This is a genomic window from Streptomyces sp. NPDC007084 (assembly GCF_040703595.1).
Lineage (GTDB): Bacteria > Actinomycetota > Actinomycetes > Streptomycetales > Streptomycetaceae > Streptomyces.
Genome location: NZ_JBEYFY010000044.1, coordinates 40738 through 51893 on the forward strand (window position 1 = coordinate 40738; position 11156 = coordinate 51893).

At 72.8% G+C, this 11156-nt stretch carries 12 protein-coding genes; 2 read left to right on the forward strand and 10 right to left on the reverse strand.

Features of this window, described 5'->3' with window-relative positions; all coding sequences use genetic code 11:
- Positions 1–27 precede the first annotated feature (27 nt).
- The 6 genes from AB0912_RS27155 to AB0912_RS27180 form a co-directional block, all read right to left on the reverse strand.
- Positions 28–411, reverse strand: coding sequence for a DUF3037 domain-containing protein (locus AB0912_RS27155; protein ID WP_366704226.1), 384 nt, complete (start codon positions 409–411; stop codon positions 28–30).
- Entirely contained in the window at positions 408–1172 is a 765-nt protein-coding gene (locus tag AB0912_RS27160; RefSeq protein ID WP_366704228.1) for a HipA family kinase, read from the reverse strand. Before AB0912_RS27160 ends, AB0912_RS27155 begins: the two co-directional genes overlap by 4 nt.
- A gap of 140 nt (positions 1173–1312) precedes the next feature.
- Entirely contained in the window at positions 1313–1909 is a 597-nt protein-coding gene (locus AB0912_RS27165) for a DUF2231 domain-containing protein (RefSeq protein ID WP_366704230.1), read from the reverse strand.
- Between the two features lie 16 nt (positions 1910–1925).
- On the reverse strand, positions 1926–2687 hold the full coding sequence (locus tag AB0912_RS27170; RefSeq protein ID WP_366704232.1) for a GAF and ANTAR domain-containing protein: 762 nt from the start codon (positions 2685–2687) through the stop codon (positions 1926–1928).
- Positions 2688–2692: 5 nt separating this feature from the next.
- Complete coding sequence (locus AB0912_RS27175) at positions 2693–3409, reverse strand: ANTAR domain-containing protein (protein WP_366704234.1); 717 nt, start codon at positions 3407–3409, stop codon at positions 2693–2695.
- Positions 3406–3765: an STAS domain-containing protein gene (locus AB0912_RS27180; RefSeq protein WP_366704236.1), complete on the reverse strand. Its 360-nt coding sequence runs from the start codon at positions 3763–3765 to the stop codon at positions 3406–3408. The genes AB0912_RS27175 and AB0912_RS27180 overlap by 4 nt, the downstream gene beginning before the upstream one ends.
- 399 nt (positions 3766–4164) lie before the next feature.
- Here AB0912_RS27180 and AB0912_RS27185 point away from each other — a divergent pair, with 399 nt between their 5' ends.
- Complete coding sequence (locus AB0912_RS27185; protein ID WP_366704250.1) at positions 4165–5487, forward strand: GAF domain-containing SpoIIE family protein phosphatase; 1323 nt, start codon at positions 4165–4167, stop codon at positions 5485–5487.
- 46 nt (positions 5488–5533) lie between these two features.
- Here AB0912_RS27185 and AB0912_RS27190 read toward each other — a convergent pair whose 3' ends face one another.
- The 4 genes from AB0912_RS27190 to AB0912_RS27205 are packed head-to-tail and all read right to left on the reverse strand — an operon-like array spanning position 5534 to position 10123.
- Positions 5534–6418, reverse strand: coding sequence for a galactosyltransferase-related protein (locus tag AB0912_RS27190; protein ID WP_366704238.1), 885 nt, complete (start codon positions 6416–6418; stop codon positions 5534–5536).
- Positions 6418–7863, reverse strand: a complete 1446-nt coding sequence (locus AB0912_RS27195) for a glycosyltransferase (protein WP_366704240.1) — start codon at positions 7861–7863, stop codon at positions 6418–6420. The genes AB0912_RS27190 and AB0912_RS27195 overlap by 1 nt, the downstream gene beginning before the upstream one ends.
- The gene (locus AB0912_RS27200) at positions 7860–8960 is read right to left on the reverse strand and encodes a glycosyltransferase family 4 protein (RefSeq protein ID WP_366704242.1); all 1101 of its coding nucleotides are present in this window, start codon (positions 8958–8960) and stop codon (positions 7860–7862) included. The genes AB0912_RS27195 and AB0912_RS27200 overlap by 4 nt, the downstream gene beginning before the upstream one ends.
- A complete protein-coding gene (locus tag AB0912_RS27205; RefSeq protein ID WP_366704244.1) occupies positions 8957–10123 on the reverse strand; it encodes a glycosyltransferase in 1167 nt (388 codons plus the stop codon). The genes AB0912_RS27200 and AB0912_RS27205 overlap by 4 nt, the downstream gene beginning before the upstream one ends.
- Positions 10124–10443: 320 nt before the next feature.
- Here AB0912_RS27205 and AB0912_RS27210 point away from each other — a divergent pair.
- The coding region (locus AB0912_RS27210) for a YihY/virulence factor BrkB family protein (RefSeq protein WP_366704246.1) at positions 10444–11156 on the forward strand (713 nt) is incomplete at its 3' end.

Consider the following 11156-nt stretch of genomic DNA (forward strand, 5'->3'; position numbering starts at 1 on the left):
AACGGCACACCGCGCGCATGTGATCCATTACCTGACCAGCAGGTCGAGCAACCGCTCCGTCTCGGCGAGCGGATCGGCGGTCAGGCCGGTGTGCACGGGGCCCGGCTGGACGACCGTCGAGCGGGGCGCGATCAGCCAGCGGAAGCGCCGCCCGGGGTCGTCGCCCGCCGCCTGACCGGCGTCCTTCCCGCCGGCGCAGACGCCTTCGACGGCGCGCAGCGCGGCCCGTACGCCCGCCACATCGGCGCCCGGGTCGAGGGCGAGCAGCTTGTGCTCGTCCAGATGGGTGCGGGCCGCGACGAAGGACCGGGCGCGGCAGTAGACGAGGACGCCCGCGTTGAGGCACTCGCCGCGTTCGACGCGCGGCACCACTCGCAGCAGCGCGTACTCGAAGACGTCCCGGTCGCTCACTTGTCCCCCTCGATGCCCTTGATCCGCTGGTGGATGCTCCCGGCCCTGGCCAGCAGTGGCCGCGCGTAGGCCTGGCGGAGCGCGTCGGGTGACTCGAAGCCGGGTTCGCCGGCCAGCCAGGCGTCGGGGATCTCGGCGGTGACCTCGGCGAGCAGGTCCTCGGTGACCCGGGGTGCCAGTTCCGCGGCGGCCGCGGCGACATCGGGGCGGAAGGGGGCGAGGGCGTGGTCGGAGATGTCGTACGGCTTGGCGGCGGAGGCCTCGGCGCCGGGCCAGTGGTGGTGCCAGATCATGGTCGCGCCGTGGTCGATGAGCCACAGCTCGCCGTGCCACATCAGCAGGTTGGGGTTGCGCCAGGACCGGTCGACGTTGTTGACCAGGGCGTCGAACCAGACGATCCGGCCGGCTTCCTCGGGGCCGATCCCGAATGCCAGCGGGTCGAAGCCGATGGCGCGGGAGAGGAATTCCATCCCGAGGTTCGGTCCGCCGCTGGACTTCAGCAGTTCCTGGACCTCCTGGTCGGGTTCGCCGAGGCCGAGGACCGGGTCGAGGCCGATGGTCACCAGGCCGGGTACCCGCAGTCCGAGCCGGCGCGCCAGCTCACCGCAGACGACCTCCGCGACGAGCGTCTTGCGCCCCTGGCCGGCGCCGGTGAACTTCATGACGTACGTCCCGAGGTCGTCGGCCTCGACAAGTCCCGGGAGCGAGCCGCCCTCACGCAGGGGCGTGATGTAGCGGGTCGCGGTGACCTCTTTCAGCACGTTCCCAGGCCACCCATCTCTTCAGCCTCGCGATACGGGGCCGACTTGGCCGGGGCGCGGAGAATCCGGCGGGTTCCGGCGGGCCCCGGCGTGAAGTGAGCATAGTAACCGGGTGTGATCGCGGCCGAGGGGTGCCGGGGTCACGGTGCCGTCGGCTGTCCCGCCGGCCCGTCGCCGGTCGCCCGCCGGTAGGCCACGTGGCCGCCGAGGGCGCCGCTGAGGCCGACGGCCGCCAGACCGCCGAGCGACCAGATCTTGCCCTTCGTGGACCGGCCGCGCAGCCGGGCGGCGAGGGAGGCGGCGTAGAAGGCGACGGCGGCGACGTTGGTGACGGCGTGGGCGAGGCCCACCCGGGCGGGCTCGGGTGGCAGGTCGGCCCAGTCGGCCCATCCGGCGAGAGCGGCCGGGGCGATCCCCGCGAGGCCGACAGCCGTGAGGAGGGCGGGTGCGGCGCGGCCGGTGGGAGTGAGGTCCAGGACGGCCGCCGACAGCCAGCATCCGATGGGCACCTGCACGAGGACGGGGTGCACGGGGTGTCCCAGCGGCTTGCCGCGCAGCAGATCGCGGACATCGCCGAGCGGGAGGGAGCGGATGGTCCGCTGAAGGGTCCGGATCGCCGGGTCCGCGATGGTCGTTCTCTCGACGCGGTCCAGGGCCGTCAGCCAGGCGGTCGACGGCGAGGCCGGGCCAAGGGGGCTTCCAGGTGTTCCGCCGATGGCGGTGACGGGTGAGTTCATGGAGAACGCGTACCCGTCATCGGGGTGTCGTCCCACCTCGGCGTGCCTTGTAGGCCCGGATGGTGTCGGTGTCCTGCCTGCCCTCGGCGACTTCGCGGGCGAGTTCGGAGAGCTTGCGGCTGTGGGCGCGGGCGTAGGCGCGGAAGACGGCGAAGGCCTCGTCGATGGTGATCTGCCAGCGTTCGGCGAGGATGCCCTTGACCTGTTCGATGATGACGCGGCTGTTGAGGGCGTACTGGAGCTGGTCCCGCTCCGTCTCGGTCTGCGCGAGGGTGCGCTGCTGGAGGATCGAGATGGTGGCCACGTCGGCGAGCGCCTGGGCGAGTTCGAGGTCCTGGGCGCTGAGCGGTTCGGGGCTGTTCTGGAAGAGGCCGAGCGCTCCGATGACCCGTCCCCGCAGGCGGAGCGGCAGGGCGTTGGTGGCGACGAACCCGGTATCGCGGGCGCTGCGGGTGAACAGGGGCCACCTCGCCGCCGCGTCGGCGCCGGTGAGGCTGACGCCGACCAGGGCCCGGCCGTCGCTGTAGCAGTCCACGCAGGGGCCCTGGTCGTGCTGGAGCGCGAAGAGTTCCAGCAGGCGGGTGTCCTCGTCGGAGGCGGCCAGCACGTGGAGCCGGTCGTGGTCGTCGGCGAGCAGGACTCCGACGGCGGCCACGTCGAGCAGTTCCACGCAGCGGGCGGACAGGTTCTGGAGGAAGTCGATGACGTCGAAGTCGTCGATCAGGGAGTCCGCTACCTCGACGAAGACCTCGGTGAGCTGCTGGTTTCGGGTGGTCATGGAGATCAGTCCTCGTCTGCTTCGTCGACGCCGCCCGTCGGGTGCGGCTCGGGGGCCAGCCGCAGCCGTCGGGCCACGATGTCCCGTGCTGTTTCGGTCAGGTTGAGACTGTTGCTGTACGCGTGCGCGCGCAGCCGCAGCAGCGCTTCCGCCAACGGCACCTCGAGCTGGACACTGACCATGCCCGTCGCCTGGTGCAGTACCGCGTGGTGATGGGGCAGGTCCGCTCCCTCGGGTGACGAGAGCAGGGGGAGTCCGAGGTCCAGGACCCGGTGGGTCAGGGCGGCCGCCAGTGCGCCGGCATCCTCGCCCTGAGCGGATGTCAACGGCCCGGGCACCCGCCGGAACAGCGTCAGCACTCCCAGTGTGATGGCGCCGATCCGCAGAGGGAAGCAGAAGACGGCCTGGACGGCCAGATCGGACGCCTCGGTCAGCAGGGCCGGCCAGCGGTCCTCCCGCACACGGGCGAGATCGGGTACGCGCACCACGGCGCCGCTGGTCAGGCTGTCCCGGCCCGGGCCCTCCCCGAGCATGACCTGAAGGTCCTCGAAGTCGTCCGCGACCCCTCCGGAGGACCAGAGGATCTCACTCACCCCCGGTCTGCCGGCGGCACAGACCGAGATCCCCTCCACGCCGAGCGGCCCGGCCGCGTCCGCGACCGCGTCCGGCCAGGCGTCGGTGCGAAGCCGCCGCAGGATCTCCGCCATCCGGTCGCTGATCATGCGGCGTCACTGGAGGGCGGGCACCCGTCGTGCCGGGGCGTGCGGCCGGGCACGGCGCCGGCGAGCAGGAACCCGGTGCCGGTGATGTCCAGAAGCCGCCGCACGGCCGGGACCGGGCGGTGCAGCCGTACGTCGCTCGCGGAGCCGGCGGACCACTTGGCGGCGCCGAGGAAGGCGTTCAGCCCGCTGGCGTCGCAGAAACGGACGGCGCTCAGGTCGACGTCGACGCCCGTGACCCCGTAGGCCGCGCACATCGCGAGTGCGCCGTACACGCCCGAGACGGTGGCCAAGTCGATGTCACCTTCCAGAAAGACGGTCGCCCGGCCATTGCTCCGGTTGAGGATCCGCACACGCATGACGCTGCCTGGCTTCCCCCACCCGCACCCCCGGCGAAGCGACGCATGCGTACGGGCAGACTTGAGGAATCGGGTGGATTCCGCCGAGAAACGTACGCTGCGGCTCGCCGAGAAGTTTCGGGGCACACGTCCGAAAGTGACACCAGAAGGCGATCCCAGGTCGAACCGACACAGCCGGCGCCGTCCATCGACAGAACGCGCCAGGGACAGGGACGCGCGTACAGCCTAACCAGCCGGTGCGGCCGGCAACAGTGCAACACTTGCCGGGACTGATCAGAAGGCGTTGATACGACCAGATATCGGCCGCGTGGTAGCACCTGCTACGCAGCTGGAAACCCGTGGAAACCCGTAGAAGCATAGAAGCGTAGAAGACTGTCAGGCGGTGGCGAAGTGGCGGATGTGCGATACGAGGCGGGGACCCGACCGGACGGGCTGCCGGCCGCGCTGTCCGATCCCGCGCGGCTCGACGCGGTGACCGCGACCGCTCTCCTGGACACCGAGCCGGAGGAGGCCTTCGAGAACCTCGCGACACTGGCGGTCCGGATCACCGGGGCCGGGCGGGCCTTCGTGACCCTGGTCGACGCGGACCGCTCGTTCTGGAAGTCGTGCGTCGGCGTGGACGCCGGAACCGTCGCCGAGCGGCAGAATCCCGTGCACGAGAGCTTCTGCTACTTCCTGGTCGGCCTCGGCGGCGAACCGTTCGTCGTGAACGACGCCGCCACCGACCCGCGCACCCGTGACCATCCCTCCGTGGCTCCGATGCGCATCGGAGCCTGGGCCGGCTACCCGCTGCTCTCCCCGGAGGGTCACGTCCTCGGCAGCTTCTGCGTCATCGACGACGAGCCCCGCGTCTGGTCCCCCGGCGACCTGGAGACGCTTGCCACCCTGGCGCACTCCGTGTCCGCCGAGATCCATCTGCGCCAGAGCCTGGCCGCCGCACGCGATGCCCACCGCGCCTCGACCGCGCTCGCCCGCACCCTGCAACAGGGCCTGCTGCCGCCGGTCCTGCGGCCCGTGCCCGGTCTGGACACCGCCGCCTCCTACCTGCCCGCGTCCGTCGACGGGCAGAGCGATGTCGAGATCGGCGGCGACTTCTACGACCTGTTCCACACCCGGGGCCCGTACTACGGGGCCGTGATGGGCGACGTCTGCGGCAAGGGGGTGGAGGCGGCGCAGGTCACCTCGATGGCCCGCTACACCGTCCGCGCGGACGCGGCGGACATCGCCTCCCCCGCCGTACTGCTGGACCGGCTGAACACCGCCATGCTCAGCCAGCGCGCACCCCGGTTCATCACCGCCGTGTACACCGCCTTCCGGACCACGCCGGGCGGTGTGGCGGGCCGCGTCTGCCTGGCCGGCCACCCTCCGGTCCTCGTCCGCCGCGCGGACGGCCGGGTGCGGCAACTCGGGACGCCTGGAACCCTGCTGGGCGTGCTGGACACCGTGAGCCTCACCGACGTCCGCTACCGCCTTGGCCCGGGGGACCTTCTCCTGCTGTACACGGACGGGGCCTGCGAGGCCCGTCCCCGTCCCGGTACTCCGGCCGGGCGACGACAGCCCGTCTTCGGGGAACGCGAACTGGCCGAGGCGCTCGCCGCCACCCACGGCATGGACGCGGCCGTCACCGTCAAGGAGATCGGCGCCGCGCTGGCCGCCCGGCACGACGGGTGGGCCAGCGACGACACCGCGCTCCTCGCCCTGCGCGTCCCCACCCGCCCCTGACCGGCGCCGCGACGACCGGCACCGGCTAGTCGACGACCGGCACCGGCTAGTCAAGGACGGTCGGTTCCGCCGGGTCCGGCGCGGTCGCCTCCGCCGGCGCGGCACCTGCTTCCCAGCGGGCGTCCGGGCCGTTCCAGTGAATGAGACCTCGGGCCGCGAACTCCGCGAGCCAGTCACCCATCGGCCACCACCCCCACCGCCCGTGGAAGACGGCGGCGTTGCGGAGAATGTCGTGCAGGTGGCCGACCGGGGGCCGGGAGACCGGGTGGTACTGGTGGAAGGCGGGTGCGCCCCCTGTCCACAGGAGCCGTACGCCGGCGGCGCGGGCCTGCTGCCCGTAGTCGGTGTCCTCGCCGCCGTACCCCTCGTACCGTTCGCAGAACCCGCCGACCGCGTGCCAGGTGTCCGCGGTCAGGGCGAAGGACAGCGACCAGAACAGCGTGTGGTCCGTGCCCTCGACCGTCTCTCCGGGCGGGGGGTCGGGCCGGCCGGGGTGGGGGTCGGCGAGCGTGGCGAGGCTGTCCAGGCGGTAGCCGAGCGGGCCGGGCGGCGGCAGGTAGGCGACCGTGCCGCAGAGCAGGGAACGGCGATGGGCGGGGTCGCCGGCCGTCTCCTCGTAGCGCTCCACCAGCCGTTCGCCGGGTACGCAGTCGACGTCCAGGAAGACCAGCAGGTCGGCCCCGTTCTCCAGGGCGTGGGCCGCGCCGAGGTTCCGGGCCCGGGCCAGGGGCAGGTTCCCGTCACGCACGGCGCAGTCAAGGACGGTCGCCGGGGGAGTCCGGCCGCGTTCGAGCACCGAGGCGAGGCCGGGATCGTCCATGGCGACGACCACGTACTCGTCGGGCTGCCGCGTTCCGGCGGCCAGGCCGGCCTGCTGGCGGCGGAGGTGGTCGTGTCTGCCGGCGGCAAGGGTGATCACGGCGGTGCGCATCAGCGGGCACCCGCCCGAGACGCGGAATCCGCCGACCCGTTCGCAGCTCCGGCACCCGCCCGAGTCGCGGAATCGGCCGACGCCTTGGCAGCTCCAGCACCCGCCCGAGACGCGGCATCCGCCGACCCGTTCGCGGCCCCGGCACCCGCCGACCCCTTGGCGGCTCCAGCGCCCGCCTGAGTCGTGGCATCCGCCAACCCCTTCGCAGGCCGGGCGCTCAACTGAGACGCGGCACCCGCCGACGCCTTGGCGACCCCGGCGTCCGCCCGAGACTTGGCACCCGACGGCGCCTGCGCATCTCCGGGACCCGCCCCGGACGGCGCCTTCGCTCCGGCTCCCGCCCGAGTCGCGGAATCCGCCGACCCGTTCGCGGCTCCGGCACCCGCCCGAGTCGCGGCATCCGCCGACCCCTTCACGGCCCCGGCACCCGCCCCAGACACGGCATCCGCCAGCGCCCTCGCCGCCCGGGCCGCTCCGTCGCCGGGTGCCCAGCGGGGCCAGCCGTCGCCGCCGAGGGCGCGTGCCTGCTCCAGCAGGCCCGGCCACGCTTCGGCCTCGGGCCAGCCGGGGGTGACGACCGCGAGCCGGCCGCGCGTGAGGGCGCGTCCGGTGGCGGTCTGTTCGCCGAAGGGCCGCTCCTGCGGGACCACCACAGCCGGGCGGCGGGCGGCGGCGCACTCGGCCACCGCGTTCTGGCCGGCGTGGGTGATCACGACGTCCGCGGCGCACAGCGCGGGCCAGGGGTCGGCCGACCATCCGGCGTCCGGGCCGCCCAGCCTCGTCCACTGCCAGCCCGGCGTGGCTTCCCGGGCGGCTTTCACGTCGCCGGGAGAGATGTCGGTCCCGCCCGTCCCCAGCATCAGCAGCACCTTCGGGGGGCGTTCCCCGCCGGTCGCGTCCGCCGTCTCTTCCTCGTGGGGAAGCGGCGGCCGGCCGTCGAAGCGGGAGAACGCTCCGGTGTGGACGGTCTTGTCCCGCCAGTTCCGGGGCCAGCCTGGCTCGGGCAGGGTGGCTGGCCAGGGAGCGAGAAGGAGGTCCGCGAGGTCGTAGGCGAGCCGGTGCGGAGCGTCGGTGCGTTCGCCGCGCATGGCCACGACGGCGGTGGGGGTCCCCAGGAGCCGTGCGAGCGCGGCCACTTCGACGGAGACGTCGCAGACCAGAAGGCGCGGCGAGGTATCGGCGATCCACTGGGCGATCAGCGCCATGCGTCCGCGCAGCCCGGCATGAAGGATCGGCGCCCAGTGGAATCGGCCGCCGGCCGTCACGTCGCCGAAGGCGGTCGGGTCGCCGTCGTCGTCGGCCGGCAGCCGCACCCAGGGCCCGGGCCAGTCGCCGGGCCGCGGCAGGGTGGACAGGCCGGTCACCGGCAGCGGGCAGTGCCTGGCGATGGTCCGGGCGCGGTTGAGGTGGCCGCTGCCCTGGTGGTGGACGTAGTAGCCGATCATGCCGACGCCGATCGGTAGAGGAGTTCGTAGTCCCGGGTCATGCTCTCCATGGAGCAGAAGGACTCGGCGTGACGCCGGGCGGCGGTCCGGCTCAAACCGATCGTGGGTTCGATGGATTTGGCGAGGGCCGTGCGGTCGCCGGGCGGTACGAGGCGGGCGCAGTCGTCGGTGACGATCTCGGGCAAGGCCCCGCGCGCGAAGCCGCAGACGGGCGTGCCGCAGGCCAGCGCCTCGGCGATGACCAGTCCGTAGGGCTCGTCCCAGCAAGGGGTCACGACGGCCGCGGCCGATGATCCGACCAGCTCGCACAGTTCGGGCTGGGGAAGGTGCCCCACGTAGGTGATCGCACGGTCCAGCCGGGGGCGGATACGGGCGTCGAAGTACTCCGTGTCCCCGACGGGTCCCGCGAGCCGCAGCTTCCGGCCGGCCATCCGGGCGGCGTCGATGGCGAGATGCGCACCCTTCTCCGGCACGATCCGCCCCGACCAGACCAGTTCCTCTCCGCCGGGGCCCTGGTGCCAGCGGCGGGTGTCGATGCCGTTGCGGACGACGGTGGCGGCGGGCACGACGTGCCGCCAGGCCGCGGCGGTGTGATCGCTGACCGCGCTGAAGTGCACCGGGCAGTCGGGGCCTCCTTGGATGGCGGCCTCGATCCATGGTGTGGGCGGGGTGTGCAGGGTGCTGACGACCGGGACGGAGAGCGCGGGGGCCATCGCGACCGGCAGGTAGTGCAGGCTGTTGTTGTGCACGATGTCGAAGCGCGCCGGCCCCCGTGACAGGTCGAGCATGAGCTGGAGATAGGCGTGGTGCTCCCCCACCCATTGCGCGGCCACCATGCTGGCGTCGTTCCGGGCGGCCTCGCTGATGCCGGCCGGCCGCAGCGGCAGCTCCACCACGCCGAGGGCCGGGTCGGACCCCGGTCCGGCGAAGATGGTGACGTCGTGACCGCGGGCGCGCAGCGCTCTGGACAGCGTCCAGGTGTGCGCTTCCAGGCCGCCGGGGAAGGGGTCGCGGATCGGGTGGCGGGCGGAGGCGATGAGGGCGATCCGCAGCGGAGCGCGGCTCGTCACCGGCCCGGTCCGCTCGGTCGGGGTCACAGCAGGCTCCCGTAGAGAGCGGCGTGCCGTTCCGCGATGTCCAGGCGTTCGAGGGCGCGGTCCGCCGGGTCGGCCCGCCATGCGGGACGTTCCTCGTAGGCGGTGCGCACCGCGTCGCGCAGCGAGGCCGCGTCCAGTCCCCGCCGGTCGTGGCCGTATGTGAGACACGGCCGCTGCTGGGCGTAGAAGCCGCAGGAGGGGGCCAGGACGGTGGTGCCCAGGTCGTGGCAGGCCTCCAGCCACCCGGAATGAGTGCCGAACCGGTAGGGCAGGACCGAGACGTCGAGTCCGATCAGGTAGTCCCACAGGGCGGCGTCGGTGAAGTAGTCGTGGACGCTCAGCTCCAGCAGCCCCGCCCGCTCCAGTCCGCGCAGTTCGCCGAGCACTCCGGGCGCGTACCAGTGGCTCGCCGGATCGTCGATGTCGGGATGGCAGTCGACACGCAGTACCGCGTCGGGAAGGTCCGCGAGGGCGTCCGCGAGCACCTTCACCACCGGGAGGGGGTCCATGTTGGGGCGGATGCTCTTGGCGTGGACGCCGACCACGAACCGGCCGTGCCGTGGTCTGGGGCGGGTCAGTTCGGGCTCCTCGACCACGTGCGGGTGCGGCAGGACCAGCGCGGTACGGCCCCACCGCGCGGCGATCTCCTCCGCCGCGCCCGGGGTGAGGGTGACGAGCCGGTCCGCGGCGGGGACGAGCAGGTCGAGCTGCGCCCGGTGCGCGCCCTCGTCGCGGTGGTGCGGGTTGACGAGGTCGTGGACGGTGTAGACGAGCGGTTTGCCCTTCCGGCGCAGGGTCTCCAGGAGTTCCCGCAGCGCGCCGGGGCTCTGCGCGTCGAAGCCGAAGTGCAGGTGGAAGACGTCGAAGGCGTCCGCGTTCCGCTCGACCCAGTCCGGGTCGAGCATGACCGGCGGCCACCACTGCTGGGAGCCGCTGGGGGCGCCGCAGGGGCGGGGGTCGTCCAGCCGCGTGACGTGGTCCCCTTCCGGCGGAGACAGGTGTCGTACGTAGACATGGCCCGCCGGGACCGAGGCGACGGTGATGGTGGGCGCGTCCCCGGGCGCCGGGGCTGTGCGGGGTGAGGGCGGGGGTCTGTCCGTCCGCCGCGAGCCGGTGTCGGCCCGCGGGGTCGGAGAGAGGGCGGGGACGGTTGATTCGGGCACGGGTGTCTCCTCATTGGCGTCACGCGTCGGTGTGCCGCGCGGTCCTTCACCCGGCGACTGCCCGTCGGACCGGGCCGAGGGGCGGAGGGGACGCCCGACTGTGCGTCGCTGCGTCGAGCGGCAGGGGGCGGTCCTCGCTGGGACGAGTACCTGCATCCGCGCCTTTGACACAACTCGGGGCTCTGTCATGTGGCACGGATGACGAGCTGCGACGACGCTCGGCCCCTGGTACCCGCTCCGGCCCCGCCCCCCCCTCGGAACATGTCGCGGAGCCGTCGCCCGAAGGTGCTCAACTCGGCGAGCGGGGGTACCCGGCAAACATGGCTAAATCGAGTCTTACCGGGAGCAAAGACCACGAAAGTGGTGACGACACGCCGCGTCCCGAGGAGGCCGGCCCCGAGCCCGAGGTGGAGGAGCGGGCCCCGGACACCCCGACCGACCTTCCCAAACAGTCGTGGGGAAAGGTCCTGTCCGGGAGCCTGCGCGAGTTCAAGAAGGACGAACTGACCGACCGAGCGGCGGCCCTGACCTACTACGGGGTGCTCGCGCTCTTTCCCGCCCTGCTGGCTCTGGTCTCCCTGCTCGGCATCACCGGGAAGTCGACCACCGACAAGGTGCTGGACAACCTCAAACAGCTCGCGCCCGGCCCGGCCCGCGACATCCTGACCCGCGCCGTGGAGCAGCTCCAGGGCAAGGCGGGCATCGGCTCGATCGTCGCGATCGTCGGCCTGGTGCTGGCCATCTGGTCCGCGTCCGGGTACGTGGCGGCCTTCATCCGCGCCGCGAACGCCATCTACGACATGCCCGAGGGCCGCCCCGTCTGGAAGATCCTCCCGGTGCGCGTCGGTGTGACGGTCGCCCTGATGCTGCTGGCCGTCATCAGCTCGCTGATCGTCGTCTTCAGCGGCGGCCTCGCCCGGCAGGCCGGCACCGCGCTCGGGGTCGGGGACAGCGCGCTGACGGTGTGGTCGATCGCCAAGTGGCCCGTCCTGGTGGTCCTGGTCACCATCATGATCGCGATCCTGTACTGGGC

Bases quoted from the DNA above. Each gene is read 5' to 3' on its own strand.
- AB0912_RS27165 (WP_366704230.1), bottom strand. From the start codon at position 1,909: ATGAACTCACCCGTCACCGCCATCGGCGGAACACCTGGAAGCCCCCTT.
- AB0912_RS27170 (WP_366704232.1), bottom strand. From the start codon at position 2,687: ATGACCACCCGAAACCAGCAGCTCACCGAGGTCTTCGTCGAGGTAGCG.
- AB0912_RS27175 (WP_366704234.1), bottom strand. From the start codon at position 3,409: ATGATCAGCGACCGGATGGCGGAGATCCTGCGGCGGCTTCGCACCGAC.
- AB0912_RS27180 (WP_366704236.1), bottom strand. From the start codon at position 3,765: ATGCGTGTGCGGATCCTCAACCGGAGCAATGGCCGGGCGACCGTCTTT.
- AB0912_RS27190 (WP_366704238.1), bottom strand. From the start codon at position 6,418: ATGCGCACCGCCGTGATCACCCTTGCCGCCGGCAGACACGACCACCTC.
- AB0912_RS27195 (WP_366704240.1), bottom strand. From the start codon at position 7,863: ATGATCGGCTACTACGTCCACCACCAGGGCAGCGGCCACCTCAACCGC.